The organism is Nonomuraea sp. H19, from assembly GCF_052068215.1.
Lineage (GTDB): Bacteria > Actinomycetota > Actinomycetes > Streptosporangiales > Streptosporangiaceae > Nonomuraea.
The window spans coordinates 731166-748262 of the sequence record NZ_JBQHCV010000001.1; the positions used below are offsets into that span (position 1 = coordinate 731166).

The 17097-nt window shown below is 70.3% G+C and carries 15 protein-coding genes; 8 read left to right on the forward strand and 7 right to left on the reverse strand.

Going from position 1 to position 17097, the window contains the following annotated elements; all coding sequences use genetic code 11:
• Positions 1–135: 135 nt before the first annotated feature.
• Positions 136–1122, forward strand: a complete 987-nt coding sequence (locus ACTMTI_RS03340; protein ID WP_441118090.1) for a LuxR C-terminal-related transcriptional regulator — start codon at positions 136–138, stop codon at positions 1120–1122.
• Between the two features lie 177 nt (positions 1123–1299).
• Here the strand turns inward: ACTMTI_RS03340 and ACTMTI_RS03345 are convergent, their stop codons facing one another.
• Positions 1300–1605, reverse strand: coding sequence for a hypothetical protein (locus tag ACTMTI_RS03345; RefSeq protein ID WP_441118091.1), 306 nt, complete (start codon positions 1603–1605; stop codon positions 1300–1302).
• 308 nt (positions 1606–1913) lie between these two features.
• Here ACTMTI_RS03345 and ACTMTI_RS03350 point away from each other — a divergent pair, with 308 nt between their 5' ends.
• The 4 genes from ACTMTI_RS03350 (at position 1914) to ACTMTI_RS03365 (ending at position 5592) form a co-directional block, all read left to right on the forward strand.
• Positions 1914–3455 carry an acyl-CoA carboxylase subunit beta gene (locus ACTMTI_RS03350; RefSeq protein WP_441118147.1) on the forward strand — a complete coding sequence of 514 codons (1542 nt, stop codon included), beginning with the start codon at positions 1914–1916 and terminating at the stop codon, positions 3453–3455.
• Positions 3456–3735: 280 nt separating this feature from the next.
• Positions 3736–4032, forward strand: coding sequence for a hypothetical protein (locus tag ACTMTI_RS03355; RefSeq protein WP_441118092.1), 297 nt, complete (start codon positions 3736–3738; stop codon positions 4030–4032).
• Complete coding sequence (locus ACTMTI_RS03360) at positions 4029–4811, forward strand: 4'-phosphopantetheinyl transferase family protein (protein ID WP_441118093.1); 783 nt, start codon at positions 4029–4031, stop codon at positions 4809–4811. Before ACTMTI_RS03355 ends, ACTMTI_RS03360 begins: the two co-directional genes overlap by 4 nt.
• A 55-nt stretch (positions 4812–4866) precedes the next feature.
• Positions 4867–5592, forward strand: coding sequence for an alpha/beta fold hydrolase (locus ACTMTI_RS03365; protein WP_441118094.1), 726 nt, complete (start codon positions 4867–4869; stop codon positions 5590–5592).
• A 7-nt stretch (positions 5593–5599) separates the two neighbouring features.
• Here the strand turns inward: ACTMTI_RS03365 and ACTMTI_RS03370 are convergent, their stop codons facing one another.
• Both ACTMTI_RS03370 and ACTMTI_RS03375 read right to left on the reverse strand, forming a co-directional pair.
• Positions 5600–6061, reverse strand: a complete 462-nt coding sequence (locus ACTMTI_RS03370; RefSeq protein WP_441118095.1) for a hypothetical protein — start codon at positions 6059–6061, stop codon at positions 5600–5602.
• 2 nt (positions 6062–6063) lie between these two features.
• Positions 6064–6627, reverse strand: a complete 564-nt coding sequence (locus ACTMTI_RS03375; RefSeq protein ID WP_441118096.1) for a hypothetical protein — start codon at positions 6625–6627, stop codon at positions 6064–6066.
• 311 nt (positions 6628–6938) lie between these two features.
• Here ACTMTI_RS03375 and ACTMTI_RS03380 point away from each other — a divergent pair, with 311 nt between their 5' ends.
• Complete coding sequence (locus ACTMTI_RS03380; RefSeq protein ID WP_441118097.1) at positions 6939–7928, forward strand: alpha/beta fold hydrolase; 990 nt, start codon at positions 6939–6941, stop codon at positions 7926–7928.
• A gap of 89 nt (positions 7929–8017) precedes the next feature.
• Positions 8018–9376 (forward strand): FAD-binding oxidoreductase, encoded by a 1359-nt coding sequence (locus tag ACTMTI_RS03385; RefSeq protein WP_441118098.1) that lies wholly within the window; start codon positions 8018–8020, stop codon positions 9374–9376.
• Positions 9377–9488: 112 nt separating this feature from the next.
• Here the strand turns inward: ACTMTI_RS03385 and ACTMTI_RS03390 are convergent, their stop codons facing one another.
• From ACTMTI_RS03390 to ACTMTI_RS03405, 4 genes are read right to left on the reverse strand one after another with little or no spacing between them, the layout of a single operon-like run.
• Positions 9489–10211 (reverse strand): class I SAM-dependent methyltransferase, encoded by a 723-nt coding sequence (locus ACTMTI_RS03390; protein ID WP_441118099.1) that lies wholly within the window; start codon positions 10209–10211, stop codon positions 9489–9491.
• Positions 10211–11164 (reverse strand): TauD/TfdA family dioxygenase, encoded by a 954-nt coding sequence (locus ACTMTI_RS03395; protein ID WP_441118100.1) that lies wholly within the window; start codon positions 11162–11164, stop codon positions 10211–10213. The genes ACTMTI_RS03390 and ACTMTI_RS03395 overlap by 1 nt, the downstream gene beginning before the upstream one ends.
• Before the next feature lie 3 nt (positions 11165–11167).
• Positions 11168–12754, reverse strand: a complete 1587-nt coding sequence (locus ACTMTI_RS03400) for an AMP-binding protein (RefSeq protein WP_441118101.1) — start codon at positions 12752–12754, stop codon at positions 11168–11170.
• A 57-nt stretch (positions 12755–12811) separates the two neighbouring features.
• Positions 12812–13480 (reverse strand): thermostable hemolysin, encoded by a 669-nt coding sequence (locus ACTMTI_RS03405; RefSeq protein ID WP_441118102.1) that lies wholly within the window; start codon positions 13478–13480, stop codon positions 12812–12814.
• A gap of 373 nt (positions 13481–13853) precedes the next feature.
• On the opposite strand from ACTMTI_RS03405, the gene ACTMTI_RS03410 reads away from it, so the two are divergent.
• Complete coding sequence (locus tag ACTMTI_RS03410) at positions 13854–17096, forward strand: non-ribosomal peptide synthetase (RefSeq protein WP_441118103.1); 3243 nt, start codon at positions 13854–13856, stop codon at positions 17094–17096.
• Position 17097: the final 1 nt, after the last annotated feature.

Sequence of the window (17097 nt, forward strand, 5' to 3'; positions counted from 1 at the left end):
GCCGGGGACGCGGCAGCGCACGGCGCAAGACGTGCTGCGCACACTTAATACAGATAATTGCGTATATGCGGGATGAAGGCGGACAAAGACTGCATCGCCCGCGGGAACAACATGCCGGCGGCCGGGAGGTGGGCCATGGACCTTACAGTCATCGGTATCACTCCCGAACTGGAGGAGATCTACCGTTACTTCCTCCGGCACAGGGGTGAAGGTGTCGGCTCGCTTCCCGAAAGCCTGTCCATGGATCCCGACACCGTCGAGGCCGCCGTGGAGCAGCTCGGCAAGCTCTCCATGCTCGACCTCACCGACCGCCACCGGGTCGTGGCCACCGAGCCGCGGATCGCCATCGAGCGCCTGGTGGAAAAGCGCCTCGACGAGCTCAATGCCGAAATCCGCCGGGTGTTCGCCGCCCGTGACGCCATCGCCGGCTTCCTCGAGGACATGCAGGAGGGCGAGCGCACCGGTTCGGTGCTGGACATCGAGCGGGTGGAGAACGGCGCGCGGGTCCGCCAGCGTCTGGACGACCTCGCCTTCTTCTCCTACAAGGAGACGCTCTGCCTGCACCCCGGCGGCCCGTTCAACAAGGTGATGATCGAGTCGGCGCTGCCGCTCGACGCCCGCTCGCTGCGCCGGGGGCTCTCGATCAAGGAGATCTTCCACCCCTCCGCGCTGGAGGACCCGCACATGGTGTCCTACCTCCGCGAGCTGATGAGTCTCGGCGGGGAGGTGCGCATCACCGAGCAGCCGATGGACCGCATGCTGATGTACGACCGCAGCGTCGCCGTCGTCCCGATCGACCCCAAGCAGAACTCCAAGGGCGCTCTGCTCGTACGGGAGCCCGGCCTGGTCTCACAGCTCTTCATCTACTTCGAGGGTCTGTGGAACTCGGCCGCGGACCTGCGCACCTACATCGACCCGCCGGAGGAGGAGCCGATGCTGACGGAGATGGAGCGGCGCGTCCTGGAAGTGATGGCCACGGCGGACAAGGACGAGATCGCCGCCCGCGAGCTCGACGTCTCGGTGCGCACCTACCGCCGCTACGTCGCCGATCTCATGGCCCGGCTGGGAGCCGTCAACCGCTTCCAGGCCGCGCTGCGCGCCAAGGAGGAGAACTGGATCTGATCGCTTTTTGTGCCATTCGCGCACAGCGTGAACCCCGCGACCGGTGGTCGCGGGGTTCTTTTGGTTTCGGCTCTCGTTCCTGTTGCTCCTTTCCTGAGTGGTTTCATGGTCATTCAGTTTGTCGATCGATGCTCCTTTCTGAATTCAATTTCGGAAAAATTCAGGAGGCCGTGAGGCTCAGGCGCTCGGCCAGGTGTTGTCGGGGTCGTCGGCCGGGGGGACGGGCCAGGTGTTGTCGGGGTCGTCCTGGGCCAGCGGGGCGGGCCAGGTGTTGTCGGGGTCGTCAGCCGGGGGAGCGGGCCAGGTGTTGTCCGGGTCGTCCTGGGCCAGGGGGGCGGGCCAGGTGTTCTCGGCCACCGCCGTGCTGCCGCTCAAGCCGAGGGCGGCGGCTCCAGAGGTCAGTATCGCGGTGGCGGCGACAATCGCGACGGCCCACTTGGTCACGTTGGTGAAAATCTTCTGAATAATCGTCGAGTTCGCCATCACACTGCCTCTTTCTTGCTGAGTCAATTTTGTTTTGCGTTTTCCTTCGCACCTCCAACTTTGCTAGGTGGCAAGGGCACAAACCAGGCTTTTCCCAGTCAGCAAGCTGCACGCCGGTTTCCGCTTCCTGCCACGGCCCCCGTGTCCCCGCACTGCAGGAGGTGACAGGAAACGGCCACTGACCATTGACTGGATGCACTGAACAGGGGATCCGAGGGAGGGAGATCATGAGCATCTCGGAACTCGACATCGCCGCAATGCCGTCCGTGGAGGCCCTTGACGAGGCGGTCCAGTCGCCGCCTCCGTCCATGAACCGGCTGCGCGAGGAGCATGAGCGCCTGCGCGAGAAGGTCGCGGAGGGAAGCGCGCAGGCCGTGGCCCGGCAGCGCGCGCTCGGCAAGCGGACCGCGCGCGAACGGCTGGAGTTGCTGCTGGACGAGGGGTCGTTCCTGGAGCTCGACATGCTCCGCAGACATCGGGCGCAGGGGCTCGGCATGGAACGGCAGCGTCCTCACACGGACGGGGTGATCGCCGGCTCGGGCACGATCGACGGCCGCCGGGTCTTCGTCTACGCCCAGGACTTCACCGTCTTCGGCGGCTCGCTCGGCGAGGCGCACGCATTGAAGATCCAGAAGGTGATGGATCTGGCGCTGTCCACTGGTTCCCCGTTCATCGGGCTGAACGACAGCGGCGGCGCCAGGATCCAGGAAGGGGTGATGTCGCTCAACGGCTACGGGGGCATCTTCCAGCGCAACGTCGCGGCATCCGGCGTGATCCCCCAGATCAGCGTCGTGCTCGGCCCATGCGCCGGAGGGGCGGCCTATTCCGCGGCCCTGGCCGACTTCACGTTCATGGTGCAGGACACCGCGCAGCTCTACTTGACGGGGCCGGACGTGGTGGAGGCGGTCACCGGCGAGCGGGTCTCCCATGCCCAGCTCGGCGGCGCGCAGGTGCACGGCGCCCGTTCCGGGCTGGCCGCGTTCGTGCACGACGACGAGGAGAGCTGTCTGGCCGACGTCCGCTACCTCGTCTCGATGCTGCCGAGCAACAACATGAGCCGCCCGCCGGCCCTGCCCGCGCGCGGCGCGGCCGACGACGTGCGGCCCAGGCTGGCGGAGATCGTCCCCGTCGAGCCGAACAAGCCCTACGACATGCGCCAGGTGCTGGCCGAGCTCGTGGACGACGGCGACTACCTGGAGGTGCACCGCGCCTGGGCGCCGAACGTGATCTGCGCGTTCGCCAGGATCGACGGCGAGGTGGTCGGCGTCGTCGGCAACCAGCCGATGGTGCTCGCGGGCGTGCTGGACGTGGCCGCCTCGCAGAAGGCCGCGCGCTTCGTCAGGATGTGCGACGCCTTCGGCATCCCGCTGGTGACGCTCGTGGACGTGCCCGGCTTCCTGCCCGGCACCGAGCAGGAGCACGCCGGCGCCATCAGGCACGGGGCCAAGCTGCTCTACGCCTATTGCGAGGCGACGGTCCCGCGCATCCAGGTCATCCTCAGGAAGGCCTACGGCGGGGCGTACATCGTGATGGACTCCCGCTCCATCGGCGCGGACCTGTCACTGGCATGGCCCACTAACGAGATCGCCGTGATGGGCGCCGAGGGCGCGGTGAACGTCATCTACCGGAGGGAGCTGGCCGCCGCGAGCGATCCCGGCATGCTGCGCGCGGACCTCGTGGCCCGCTACACCAGCGAGCTGGTCCACCCCACGTACGCGGCCGAGCGCGGGCTGGTCGACGACGTGATCGATCCCGTGGAGACGCGCTCGGCCGTGGCCCGCGGGCTGGCCATGCTGCGCGACAAGCGCAAGCACGCGACCCCGCGCAAGCACGGGAACGTGCCTCTGTAGAACACCCCCGCAACACCCGGAAAGCCCCGCAGGCCGCGCCCGCGGGGCTTTCGCATGCTCGGGCGGCGTTGACAGCATGCGGCTGGGCACGTGCAGCTTCCTGACTCTCCGAGCTCTGGTTCCCCTGTCGCGCAGGTCCCACAGTGGGAAGTGCGACAACAAGGACCAACGCTAGGAGGTGGAACACGAACACCCTGGCCGACTACGCGGAACCCGCGATTCCCGGTGCGTTCGCCAACGGAATCGCGGGGGCGCCCACGAGGACGGAGACCGCCGAATCATGCTGATCCAGCTGACGATGCGCAAGGTCGAGGGCCTTCCCGTGCCCGGTTCGCCGGTGGACGGGATCCGCATCATGGCGCTACTGCCGAGCCGCTGGCACAAGGATCTCACCCAGGCCACCGGAGACATCGTCATCCGGGTGCGCACGGACGAGCCCACGACGAACGCACAGGTGCGCGCCGTGGTCACGGAGATCCTGACCAACCCCGAGATCGACCACTGGGAGCTGGTGACCTGCCACACGCTGCTCGCGAGAAATCACAAAGAGGACGCCATTGAAGGAGGACATCAATGATCGCTTCCCTGCTGGCCCCCGGAGAATGCCGTGTCTGGTGGGCCACCCCCGGGCACCGGACCGTGGAGACGCTGTCCGCGGTGCTCAGCGACCCGGAGCTCGAGCGGGCCGCCAAGTTCCGGCGCGACCCCGACCGCCGCCGCTTCCTCACCGGAGCCTGGCTGTTGCGCACCGCGGCCGCCACCCAGCTCGGGGTACGGCCGGAGGACGTGGTGGTGGACAGGAGCTGCATGGACTGCAACCGGCATCACGGCAAGCCGTACATCAGGACGTCCGGCCGCCGGCTGCACGTCTCGGTCTCCCACTCCGGCGACCGGGTCGCGGTCGCCATGACGAGGGTGGGAGCGCTGGGCGTGGACGTCGAGGCCGTTCCCTCGACACCTGTGGACGATCTGGCCCGGTGCGCACTGACGCCGGATGAGTTGCGGGCCATGGAGGCGATACCGCCGATGGAGAGATATGAGGCGTTCGCCAGGGTTTGGACGCGCAAGGAGGCGGCGCTCAAAGCCACCGGGCACGGCCTGCGCATCTCGCCGGACAAGCTGGAGGTCAGCGGCCCAGAGGAGGATCCCAAGCTGCTCAGCTGGCCGCTGGAGATCCCGCCCGATGACATCCGGTTCGTCGACCTGGACCCCGGCGACGGGTACGTGGCCGTGGTGGCGCTGATCTCCGGCGCCCGACGCGTCGACGTCGTGGAATCCCAGGTGATCGGCTACCGGCCGGCCGCCGCCACGCGCTCGCCGCAGCCCGACCGCTCGCGCGTCCTGCAAGCCGCCTGACTGTGGACATCGTGGAAGAGCCTCGATCAGATGAAGGGAAGGGAGGTGACCGTCGGTGAAGCGAAGGCTCGTCCTGCTCCCAGGCCCCTGGATGGGGGCCTGGGTCTGGGAGCCGGTGGCACGGCGGCTGCGCGCGCGCGGGCACGACGCCCGCGCGGTCACCCTGCGCGGCCTGGCCGCCGGCGAGGGCGACGTGTCGGACGTCGGCCTGGAGACCCATGTGAACGACGTCCTGGCGCTGCTGGAGGCGGACGACCTGCACGAGGTCGTGCTCGTCGGGCACAGCTACTCCGGCCTGGTGGCCGGGCAGGTGGCCGACCGGGCGCGCGACCGGGTCGCGCACACGGTGTTCGTCGAGGGGTTCCTGCCGCACCACGGCAGGTCGATGTTGCACGCGTTCCCCGAGCGCCAGCGGACCCAGGAGTTGCGGCTCATCGCCGACAACGAGGGCCGCTGGCCCGCCCCCGACGCGACGGTCGTGGGTGACGGACAGGGGCTGACCCGCGCGCAGGCGCGGTGGCTCGCCCAGCGCCTCGTGGGGCACCCGGGGCGCACCATCGCGGAACCGGCCGTGCTGACCCGCCCGCTCGAACGGCAGCGGGCCAGCTACGTCGTCTGCACCATGGAACACTTCGCCGGGCGGCTGGCGGCCGACGTGTCCGCCATGCGTGCCGTGCCGACGTGGGACTTCCACACGCTGGAGACGGGGCACTGGCCCATGGTCTCCGCTCCCGGACCGCTCGCCGCCCTCCTGGCCCGCATCGCCGGCCGGGACTCCTGAGCGGAGTTCAGGACCGATCGGACAGCGGGATTCGCTCCCGCCGGCCGAAGGCGCGGCGCAGCGGGCCGCCGTACTGCCAGAGCAGGATCGCCAGCCCGCTCGCGAGCAGAAGCGCCGTGAACACCCACTCGTTCGACCCGCCGGGGCCGTAGACCCGGCCGGCGAGGCCGATGTCCACCGCTCGCGTACGCTCCCCGGCTCGGTTCGAGTACCGGTCGCTGCCGTACATCTCGACGCCCGGCCTGGCGATCGAGCCGTCGTCGGACCGGAACTCGCCGATCCAGACGCACGACTCGTGCCCCGGATGCCGCACGCACGTCAGCTCCCGCGCGGTGAACACCCCGTGCGCACCGTCGGCCCGTGCCGCGCGAACGGCCGTGCCGAGGTTCGGCACGGCCAGGTAGAGCAGGAATGCCGCGATGAGGGTCAGGACGGTGGTGAAGGCGGGGGAGCGGGTGCGCCGGGCCACCACTACGCGGGGGCCGCGGCACAGGCGCACCGCATGGCGGAGCGCTCACCGGGCCGGGGGCGGCGGTGCAGGAGCATCGCGACCACCATGGGCGCGAAGACGATCGCGTTGTAGAACAGGTGCAGCTCCACGCGCGGTACGAGGAGCTGGATGAGGCTGGTCGGCACCGGGCGGCCGAGCAGGTTGTTCCCGGTGAGCGCCTGCAGGAGCAGCAGCAGGTGCTCCAGGTGGTGCCACACCTGGATCCCCAGCGAGATGTTCCACCACACGCGGGAGCGGCCGGAGAAGCCGGGCCGCAGCATGAGCAGTCCGGCCAGCATCAGCAGCGCGTAGCCGTAGTGCATCCATTCGGAGGTGACGAGCCAGGGGAAGGGCACGCCGAGCACGCCGCGCGCCTCGCGCAGCGGCCAGCCCAGGACGTAGATCTGGACGGCCTGGGCCAGGTGCTCTGCCCAGTGGGCCAGGACCACCACGAGATAGGCGGTCAGCGCCGCCTTGTGATGCCGGGTGTTCAGCTCCGACAGCCACCGGCGGGAACGACCGGCTGCTACGGCTTCCGTGACCATGAGCGGGACCTCGATTCTCGGGGCGTTCGTGTCGTGTCGCGATATCGAGCTTCGATCAGCAGGCCGGGCGGTGCAACTCCGGGTTTGCGGAGTTATGGGCGGCCAGGCCACGAGCGCAATCCAGGAGATGCGCGGAGTCGCCGCACGCGGTCAGTATGAGGCCGTAGAAAGCACGCCGACCACTGGTCGCGGGGGCCTGCCGCGCTTGCGGGAGGGCGGAGGGCCCCGCTTCAGGACCGGGTCCGCCGGTGAACACGCCCGGCAGGACCCGGTCCTCGCATGCCGTCTCCCGTGAGATCGAAAGGAACGACATGACGCCAGCAGGAACGTGGGGCAGGAGGGTGGCGCGCGTCGTCGCGTCCGCCGCCCTTGCCGTGGTGATGATCGCCACGACCGCCGCCGCGTCGTCAGGCGATGGTGCACAGGCCGACGGCCTGTCCGGCTTCACCCAGGGTCAGGTCCCCGTCGACGGCGGCACCGTCCACTACGTCAAGGGTGGATCAGGACCGGCCCTGCTGCTCCTGCACGGCTGGCCGCAGACCTGGGAGATGTGGCGCGGCGTCATGCCCGAGCTGGCGCGCAAGCACACGGTCATCGCCCTGGACCTGCCCGGCCTGGGCACCTCGTCCATCCCGGCCGGCGGCTACGACAAGGTCACCACCGCGCACCGGGTCCGCCAGGCCGTCCGCGCGCTGGGCCACACCAAGGTCGGGATCATCGGCCACGACCTGGGCGTCCTCGTCGCGTACCCGTACGCGCGGGACTTCCCCGCCGAGGTGAGCAGGCTCGTGACGATCGAGAGCCCGCTGTCCGGCTTCGGTCTCGAAGACCTGTACGGGCTGAGCTTCCACTTCAAGTTCAACTCCTCCCCGGCCCCCATCCCCGAACGGATCATGGACGACGAGGACGTGCCCACGTACCTGGACGTGATCTTCGACTTCAGCTACCGCAAGGACGCGATCCGCCGCGACACCTACTACCGCGCATATGCCGGCCCCGCCAGGCGCACGGCCGGGTACGAGTACTACCGGGCCTTCGCCGCGGACGCCGCGAACAACAAGGCCAACGCCGCCAAGAGGCTGGCCATGCCGGTGGCGGCCATGGGCGGCCAGTACTCCTTCGGCCCGGGTGTCGCCGGCTCCTTCAGCCAGGTGGCCGACGACGTGCGCACCGTGGTCGCGCCCGACTCGGGGCACTTCGTCCCCGAGGAGAACCCTGGATTCCTGACCGGTTGCGCGCTCCTCTTCTTCGGCCCGGCGGGCACGACCCCCGGGCCCGGTCTCAGCGACTGTGCTCCATAGCACCCGGCATGTCGCGTTCCCGGCCCCGTCCCCGGATCCCGGGGGCGGGGCCGCTGCGCGACAAGCCCCAGACAGGAGGGAAAGTTGGCATGAGCCAGCAGTATGTGCATCAGCACCTGTCCCCGCTCGGCCCCCCGGTTGAGAACGAGCGGGCGGCGGTGCGGCGTTTGCGGCGGGACGTGGACGGGGCCGTCCACGTCCCGTTCGAGGTCGCCTACGACAGAGAGCGGCAGGCCCCGTATTCCGACATAGACCCCAGACCCGTCGCCGTGGTGATGGCCACGGGCTCCGCCGACGTGCGGGCGGCGCTCGCCACCGCGAGGGAGCACGGCTTGCCCCTCGCCGTCCAGGGCACCGGCCACGGCACCCAAGCGGCCTCCGACGGCGGCATCCTGGTGAAGACGACGCAGCTCGCCGGCGTCCTGGTGGACCCGGTGCGGAAGGTGGCCCGCGTCGGCGCGGGCGCCGTATGGGAGCAGGTGATCGCCGCCGCCGCGCCGCTCGGCCTGGCGCCGCTGGCCGGGGCCCACCAGACGGTCGGCGTGGCCGGCTACACGCTGGGCGGCGGGATCGGCTGGCTGTCACGTGAATACGGCTTCGCCGCCGACAGCCTGCTGCGTGCCGAGGTGGTCACGGCGGACGGCCGGGTGCTGACGGCGAGCGCCGACAGCCACCCTGACCTGTTCTGGGCGATGCGCGGCGGTGGCGGCAACTTCGGCGTGGTCACCTCGCTGGAGTTCCGGCTCCATCCGGTCGCGCGGGTCTTCGCGGGCGCCGCGTTCTTCCCCGGGGAGCGGGCCGCCGACGTGCTCGTCCGCTACCGCGACTGGATCGCCTCGGCGCCGGACGCGCTGAGCACCGCGGTCCGCCTGACCCGGTTACCGGACGACCGGCAGGTGCCCGCTCCGCTCAGGGGCAGGCGCGTGGTCGCCGTCCACGTCATGTTCGGCGGCCCGGGGGAGGAGGCCGGGCGGCTGCTCGCGCCGCTGTTCGAGGCGGCGGGCCGGCCGCTCCTCGAGACGTTCAGGACGGGCGCGTTCGGCGAGATGGACATGGGCGGCACCGTTCCAGCGCACGTGAACCTGCTCGACACGCTGCCCGACCCCGTGATCGACATCCTGGTGGCGACGGCCGCGCGGCCGGATTCGCCGGTCTCCGGCGTGGAGATCCGCCACTGGGGCGGCGCGATGGGCCGCCCCGGGCCCCACGCCGGTCCCGTGGGACACCGCACGGCGCACTTCTCCGCCATCCTCGACGCGAGGCTGCCGGAGGTGGAGGCGGTGCTGCGGCCCCATACCGGCGGGCGGGCGTTCCTCAACTTCCTGCAGGATCCGGACAACGCCGTGGCGGCCTACACACCGTCCGACTACCGGAGGCTGCGCGAGGTGAAGCGGGCCTACGATCCGGACAATTTCTTCCGGTTGAATTACAACATCCCCCCTGCCTGACCCCGGAACGCCACGCTGCCCGAGCCGGTCCCCGGCCCGGGCAGGCGATGGCGCACCAGGCGTGGCATGCCGCGGGAGACGCCGCAAACTCGGCCCGTGACACGGCTCGGCGTTACTTGACCGCACGGATGCCGACGATGGCGGGGTTGGCTCGGAAGTCATCCCAGAACGCGTCGCCGTGGTCGGCGGTCAGCACGGGGGGAAGGATCTCCACCGAGCGGAACCCCGCGTCGCGCAGTGCGGTGACCACCGGTTCCTCCTCCCAGAAGCAGGCCTGGAACGAGATGGGCGGGTCCACGTGCGCGGTAACTGTCAACTCCTTCCCGCCGGGGAAGTCCGCGTCGGGCCGGTGGGTCAGGCCGTACTTGGTGGCCGTGGGGCCGTCCCAGTCGAAGTGCGGGTTCATCTCCAAGCCCGTGTACACGCCTTGGGGGGCGAGATTGTCGTGGATGGTGCGGGCCATGGCGGACAGGTCGGACCGGTCGCGGGCGTAGCACAGCAGCCACACCGCGTTGACCAGATCGAACCGGCCGATGACGCCGAGCGTCCGGGCGTCATGGACCTTGTAGTGGATACCGAGCGGTTCGCGGGCCTCGGCACGCTCGGCGGCGGCGACCATCTCCACGGAGATGTCCACCCCGAGGACCGACGCCGCGCCGGCGCGGGCGATGATCCTGCTGTACCAGCCGGTGCCGCACGCCAGGTCCAGTACGGACCTGCCCGCCACCGCGCCGGTCAGCGCCTCGACCGTGGCCCGTTCGGGGCCCCAGGCCAGTGGCATCCCCCGCTTGAGCCGCTCGTAGGACTGGCCGATGTCGTCGTACTGGGTCCGCATCAGGCGGCCCTGCGGATGGTAGCCACTCGTTCGCGAACGGGCTCGACGACGTCGTCCCTGGCGTAGCTCTGGGCGTTGTAGAGGGAGCGGAGCGGATCGCGGATCTTGCGCCTCCCGTGCATGAGCCTGCTGTTGTCGACCAGCGCGACGTCGCCCTCGTGCCAGTTGATCTCGTCGGTCTCCAGCTCTGTGGCCTCGATGATCTGGCGCATCAGCATGGCGTCCAGCGGACGGCCGTCCTCGAACTCGATCACCGGAGGCTCGTAGTTGACCGACGGGGTCAGGATGCTGTTGGCGAAAGCGATGTCGGTGCCGAACAGCGTGGTGTGCGCGGCGTAGGTGAAGTACTTGTAGTGCACGGAGCCGTCGGGGCGCAGCCGGTACTTGACGTCGACGCCGTCGTCGGTCACCGCCAGCAGGTCGTCGAAGACGACCTCGTCGGCGGTCTTGGCGCCGTCGAGCAGGCGGAAGACGAGGTTCTTCCACTTGTCCTCGGGCATCGGCCGGGCGAAGGTGATCCGGGTGGACAGGAACAGCTCCTGGGTGCGCGCCGGTAGCCGGTCCCACACGTACAGCCCGTCGCAGATGGTGGTCTGCGAGCCGACCTTGGCCGGGGTCTCGCAGTAGAACCACACCAGGTCCGGCACCCACGGAGTGGCGCCGTTCTCCACGTGCAGGCCCTGCGGCACCAGCCCTGCCTCGATCTTCTGCGCGACATTGCCGCCGGCGAACTTGCGCGCCGGGTCCAGGGTGATCCGCGAGGAGACGCTCTGGATGAGCGCGGAGAAGGTGGCCGGGTCGGCGTCGAAGCCGCGTAGGACGACGTAGCCGTGCTCGGCGAGCGCGGCCATCAGCTCGACGCGGTCGACGGTGTCGAGTCCGGCGCGGTCGGCAGTGGTGACGACCAGGCCCTTGCCGTCGGTGTGGTCGGTCGTGGTGAAGTTGTCCAGCATTTCTCAGACCTCCGTCAGGTCGAATCGGCCAGTGGTGAGTGCTTCCTTGATCTCTTTACGGCGAGGGCGTCCGGTGACGGTGAAGAACTCGGCGTAGAACGTCTCGTCGGCCTCGACGAACGCGGCGCTGCCGACCTGTTCGATCTCCGAGAGCACCTCGGCGTTGACGTGGCGCACCTCGGTGAGCGCGGTGGCGGGGTCGGCGCCGCGCCTGACGACGAAGACCGCGATCAGCCGCTCCATGTTGTCGCCGAACACGGCGGCGGCCTCGATGCTGGGCCGGCTTTTGTACTGCGCCTCGACCCATTCCGGGCTGACGTTGCGTCCGTTGGACGTGATGATGATGTTCTTGAGCCTGCCGGTGATGGTGACGTAGCCGTCGGCGTCGATGTCGGCGATGTCGCCGGTGTGCAGCCAGCCCTCGGCGTCCAGCGGGAGCGCGGTCGGGTCGTCCGATCCGAGGTAGCCAGTGAGCAGGGACGAACTGCGGATGAGGAGTTCGCCGGTGTCGGATCGGCTGACCTCGCAGTGTCGCAGGGGCTTGCCCACCGTGCCGAGCCGGACGAGGCCGGGGCCGTTGAGCGTGGCGACGGAGCCGTTCTCGCTGAGGCCATACGCCACGTACACCGGCAGGCCGCGGTCCCACATGACGCGCAGGACCTCGTCGGACACCGGGGCGCCGCCGCTGAACAGCAGCATCGGGTCCTCCCGGCCGTACACCGCCAGGGACAGCTCGCGAGTAGTCGCGTCCGGGGTGGTTCTGGCGCGGGCCGCGATGGACTCCACGAGGGACGGCGGCACCAGCGACACCGTGGGCCGGGCCGCGGCGAGCAGTCCGCGGACCTGCTCGACGTCACCGCCGGCGGTGCCCAGCGGCTTGGCCTCCTCGGGCAGGAACACGACCGTGCCACCGGCGAGGAAGGTCAGATAGACGGCGAAGACCTGCTCCACCAGCAGGCTCAGCGGCACGACGGAGACGTAGCGCTGCCACGCCTCGACGCCGACCCGGCTGGTGACAGAGTCGATCAGGTCGTCCACCGCGCCGCGGCGGAGCATCACTCCTTTCGGGGTGGAGGTCGTGCCGGACGTGTGGACGATCTTGCAGATGGCGGACTCGTCCAGCGCCGTCGCGGCCCGGACCCTGGCGGTGATCTCCTCGGGGGAGTATCCCCCCTCGACCCTGATCGTGATGATCTCGCAGCCCTTGGGGAGGATCCTGTCCTCACCGCCCCACTCCGCCAGACGCTTGCGCCCCTGCTCGTCGACCAGGCAGACGATCGAGTGCGACAGCAGATGGCGGGCCTGGTCCCGGCCGAAGGCGATCGGGATGGGCACCGACCGCACGCCGGTCAGCAGGCAGGCCAGGTCGCCGACGATCCCCTCCACACCGTTGCCGGTGAGGATGCCGATCGTGCTGGTCCCGCTCTCCCTCCCTTCGGCCGCGGCGACGATCGCGTCACCGGTACGGATCGCCGCGCCGAGCACGGTCCCGTAGGTGTACGGGCGGGGCGGCCCGGACGACCTCATCTCCTCGACGGCCACCGTCTCCAGCGAGCCGAGGCGGTTGAGGGCATGGTCAAGCCAACGCATCAGTGGACTCCTTCTATGGGTGCTGGTGAAAAGCTCGGTGCCGTTGAAAGAACGCCGTCAGCCGGCGGCCCGCAGGGCGACGTCCCGCCCGCAGCGGAGGATGCCCGTGCGGGGTTTCGTGGAGTAGTAGGTGCCCCAGTCGGCGCTGCCTGTCCCCGCGAGGTCGGCGCGGCGGGCATTGGTGAGGGTGTGGAACTCCCAGCCCGCGGTCCGGGCCACGTCGTGGAGCTTCTCGGTCAACGTGGACAGCAGGAAGTCGTATCCCAAATGGAGGGCGATCTCCGGCAGAGCGCGCATGAGGAACAGGCCGGCACCGGGATGGAACGACGCAAGCGGGCCCATCTCCGCGACACGGCGGCGGTCGACTCGGGTGCCGGGGGTCAGGTCGGAGCAGGCCCGCTCAACCGGGACGTCGAGATAGCTCTCCGACAGCAACTTGCGCCCGGCGGCGGTGGTGAGCCCCGCGACGCCCAGTATGCGGCCGAAGGCGGGCAGGCCGGAGGTGCCGTCCCACGCGGTGACGAACAGGTCGGGGCAAGGGGCGACGACAGCGCCGTACCTGCTGAGGTACTTGCGCTTCACGCTGTCGACGCAGAAGCGGTAGTTCGGCGTGCCGGGACTGGCGAACCCCGTCTGAAGAAGCGGGGAGGTCTCGGGGCCGGGCCCGACCACCTCCAGTGGCGGCAGGGCGGCCAAGGAGTCGGACGTGGTGCCAGATGTTGCCATTTCCTTTTCCTCATCCTCATCTCGAAGCGCCGATCTGCTTGCGTAAGCACAACTCTGCGTGACTCCGAGCCGCCGAACCAGGAGTTTCCGGTGCAGCAAACTGTCCGGCCCTGCAGTTTTCTGCCAATGACCGGCGCTTGACATGCCGTACGGCGTACCGGAAAGTGCTGACGCGTCGCGGTGATTAGCGTCATGAATTCAGCTGCCTTTCTCCCGCGCCCCGCCGCGGGGTGCGGGACTGTCAATTCCGCAGGTTTTCTCTTGTTGCCAGGAGCGCGATCGCGGATTGCTCGGAACAAGGCGGGACGGTGGCAGCAAGTTGCCCCCGATTCGCTGTTTCCTGCCAGCCGGAGGCAACGCAGCACGTCAAGAGATGCCACCCGCGGCGGCCTCGCCTGACGATGTCGTGGTGAGGAAGTCCGGTGTTAAGAGAGCGGCGACCTCGTGGCTGCAGGACCAAGCGTGGTTTCTGCAGAAACTGGTCCCGGATTCGCCCGCGTACACAATGCTTCGCGCCTACCGAACGACCGGCGAACTCGACGTGGCCGCGCTGCGGGCCGCGTGGCGCAGTGTCGTGCTCCGCCACGAGATCCTGCGGACCACCCTCGTGGAGGTCGGCGGGCTGCCCGTGCAGGAGATCGCCGCCGACTGCCATCCGCACGCCTTCACGGAGGTCAGCGCCACCGGCTCGGCCGAGGAGCTCTGCGCCGACCTCGCGCGTACCCCGCTCGACCTGGAAGAGGGACCGCTCGCCCGCCTCGCCGTGGCGCGGCTGGGCGCTGACGACCACCTCATCGTGCTGCGGCTGCACGAGGCCGTCGCGGACGAGTGGTCCTTCACGACCTTGCTGGACGAGCTCTCCGACTGCTACGCCGCCCATCAGGCGCCGCAGGGTGCCCAGGAGGCGCCGCCGTCTGATGGGCTCCAGTACGCCTCCTACGCCCGCTGGCAGCGCGACCAGGCGCACACCCCGGAGCTGCACCGCCTGCTCGACTGGTGGACCAGGACGCTGAGCCCGCCGCCCTCGTCCCCGGCACCGCCGGCCGACCGGCCCCGGCCGCGAGAGCCGTCGTTCCACGGTGGGGTCGTGCGGTTCGAGTGGGCGCCCGCGCTCGGACAGGCGCTCGCCGAGTTGGCGCGCGAGGAGTGGGTCACCCGCTCGGCGGTCATGCTGGCCGCGTTCCTCTGCCTGCTGCGCAGGCACTCCGGGGAGGACCGGGTGGCGGTCGGCACTCCGGTGAACATGCGGCCCGGTGTCAGGTCCGGCGCCCTCGTCGGCCCGTACCTCAACCACATGGTGCTCTGCGCCGACCTCTCGGGCGGGATCACCTTCAGGCAGGCCGTCCGCCGGGTGTCGCGGGTGCTGAAGGAGGCGTACCGGCACCGGGGCCTGCCCTTCGACCGGCTGGTGCAGGCGCTGCGGCTGGACCGGGATCCGCGCCGGATCCCGCTGTGCGACGTGATGTTCGACTATCGCGGCGAGGCCGAGCCCGTGCCCCTGCTGGGTGCGGCCGAGGTCCGGCCCGAGCGGCCGCGCGCCGGCGCCGCCAGGACCGATCTCTCCCTCACGGTGGAGCACGCGGGGTCCACACTGGCCGGGTCGCTGTGCTACCGCGACAGCCTGTACGACGAGGAGTCGGCCGCGCTCCTCCTCGACCAGCTCCGCACGTTCCTGGCCATCGCCCTGCGCGCCCCGGACCTGCCCGCCGACCAGGTCCCGCTGGAGGACTACACGCGGACGCACACGAGGGTGCGTGAGGCCGACCAGACGGCGGTGCTGGACCCCCTCCTGCCCTCGGCGCCCGAGCTCGTCCGCGCCTGGGCCGGGCGGGCGCCGGGCATGGTGGCGCTCGACTGGCAGGGCGGCAGCCTGACCTACCGCGAGCTGGACGGGCGCGCCGCCGCGGTCACCGCCGCCCTGCGCGCGCTCGGCCAGGTCGAGGGCGCCTCCGTGGTCGTCAGGATGCCACCGGGACCGGCCCAGGTCACCGCCGCGCTCGGTGTGCTCGGCGCGGGGGCGCACCTGACCTGCCTCGGCGCCGGCGACGTGGGTGAGCGGGGCAAGGTCGTGCTGGCCGAGCTGCGGCCCGTCTCCTTGCTGGTGGAGGGCCCGGGGGACGACCTGAGCCAGTGGTTCGAGGAGGAACTGGGCGGCACGGTCATCGACGTCGGCACCCTGGACGTGCCGGGCCCGGCGGCCGCCTCCATCGCGGGGCCCGTCAGCCCCACGACCACCGCGCCCGCCTACATCGCCTACACCTCGGGCTCGACAGGAAAGCCCAAGGGGATCATCCAGTCGCACGGCAGCCTGGCGCAGTTCGCCACCTGGCTGGCCGACGAGTCCCGGATGCGGCCGGGCGCCAGGGTGGCCCAGTGGGCCGCACCCGGCTACGACGCCGCGCTGTGCGAGACGTTCGCCGCGCTGGTCGGCGGCGCGACGCTGTGCCCCGTGCCCGAGCGGATCAGGGCCAACCCGGAGAAGATGGTCCGCTGGCTCGCGGACGAGCGGATCACCCTGCTGCAGACCGTCCCGAGCTTCGCGTCCAAGCTCCTCGACGTGATCAAGGTCGAGGGCGCCACCAGGCGGCTCGCGCTCAACTGCCTGCTGCTCGCGGGGGAGCCGCTGCCCGGGGAACTGGCCAACGACCTGCGCGCGAGCCTGCCGGCCGTGCGGCTGGCGAACCTGTACGGCGCCACGGAGACGATCCTGGCGACCTGGTACGAGGTCACCGGCCCGGTGCACGGCATGACGCCGATCGGCCGGTCCATCCCCGGCCGGCAGGTCGTGGTGCTGGACGACTGGGACCGGCCCTGCCCGCCGGGCGTCACCGGGCACATCGTGGTCAGGAGCCCGTACGTCGCGCTGGGGTATGTCGGCGACGGCGAGGACACGCGGGTCTTCGAACCGGTGTACCACCTCCAGGCGTGCGGGTCCGGCTACGGCCGCTTCTACCGCACGGGCGACCTCGGCCGCATGCGGTGGGACGGCTTGCTGGAGTTCCGCGGCCGCGGCGACTCCCAGATCAAGTTCCACGGCACTCGGGTCGAGCTGGCCGAGATCGAGGCCGCGCTGAGCCGGCACGAGGCGGTCGCCGAGTGCGCGCTCGTCCCGGTGAGCGGCCCCGATGGCTGGGTCACCCGCCTGGTGGCCTACGTCGTGCCGCGGCGCACGCAGGCGGGCGAGGCGGAGGTGCGGGCCGCGGACCTGCGGGCCACCCTGCGGACCCAGTTCGGGAAGAGCACGTTGCCGCTGTCGGTCAGGACGGTGGGCGCCTTGCCGCGCAACGTCGGCGGCAAGATCGACCGGCGTGAGTTGTCGGCACAAGTGAGCGACGGGCCGCGCGGCGCCGCGCGCACACCGGTGGAGCTCGAAGTGGCCGCCATCTGGTCAGACATTCTGGGGGCCGAGCCGGACAGCGACGGCGACCCCTTCTTCGCAGTGGGCGGGCACTCGCTGATGGTGCCTCGTCTGCTCGACCGCGTTCGCGAGAGGTTCGGCGTCGAGGTGCCGCTCTGGGAGTTCTTCGCCAACCCCACCCTGGGCGGCCTGGCCGCTCAGGTCCACGCGCACGCGCTTTCCACCGATGCAGTCAACCAATTTATGGCGGGTGAGTGAT

What these genes read in the sequence shown, in the direction of transcription:
- ACTMTI_RS03340 (WP_441118090.1), top strand. Translation starts at nt 136, where the DNA reads ATGGACCTTACAGTCATCGGTATCACTCCCGAACTGGAGGAGATCTAC.
- ACTMTI_RS03345 (WP_441118091.1), bottom strand. Translation starts at nt 1,605, where the DNA reads ATGGCGAACTCGACGATTATTCAGAAGATTTTCACCAACGTGACCAAG.
- ACTMTI_RS03350 (WP_441118147.1), top strand. Translation starts at nt 1,914, where the DNA reads ATGAACCGGCTGCGCGAGGAGCATGAGCGCCTGCGCGAGAAGGTCGCG.
- ACTMTI_RS03355 (WP_441118092.1), top strand. Translation starts at nt 3,736, where the DNA reads ATGCTGATCCAGCTGACGATGCGCAAGGTCGAGGGCCTTCCCGTGCCC.
- ACTMTI_RS03360 (WP_441118093.1), top strand. Translation starts at nt 4,029, where the DNA reads ATGATCGCTTCCCTGCTGGCCCCCGGAGAATGCCGTGTCTGGTGGGCC.
- ACTMTI_RS03375 (WP_441118096.1), bottom strand. Translation starts at nt 6,627, where the DNA reads ATGGTCACGGAAGCCGTAGCAGCCGGTCGTTCCCGCCGGTGGCTGTCG.
- ACTMTI_RS03380 (WP_441118097.1), top strand. Translation starts at nt 6,939, where the DNA reads ATGACGCCAGCAGGAACGTGGGGCAGGAGGGTGGCGCGCGTCGTCGCG.
- ACTMTI_RS03385 (WP_441118098.1), top strand. Translation starts at nt 8,018, where the DNA reads ATGAGCCAGCAGTATGTGCATCAGCACCTGTCCCCGCTCGGCCCCCCG.
- ACTMTI_RS03390 (WP_441118099.1), bottom strand. Translation starts at nt 10,211, where the DNA reads ATGCGGACCCAGTACGACGACATCGGCCAGTCCTACGAGCGGCTCAAG.
- ACTMTI_RS03395 (WP_441118100.1), bottom strand. Translation starts at nt 11,164, where the DNA reads ATGCTGGACAACTTCACCACGACCGACCACACCGACGGCAAGGGCCTG.
- ACTMTI_RS03400 (WP_441118101.1), bottom strand. Translation starts at nt 12,754, where the DNA reads ATGCGTTGGCTTGACCATGCCCTCAACCGCCTCGGCTCGCTGGAGACG.
- ACTMTI_RS03405 (WP_441118102.1), bottom strand. Translation starts at nt 13,480, where the DNA reads ATGGCAACATCTGGCACCACGTCCGACTCCTTGGCCGCCCTGCCGCCA.
- ACTMTI_RS03410 (WP_441118103.1), top strand. Translation starts at nt 13,854, where the DNA reads ATGCCACCCGCGGCGGCCTCGCCTGACGATGTCGTGGTGAGGAAGTCC.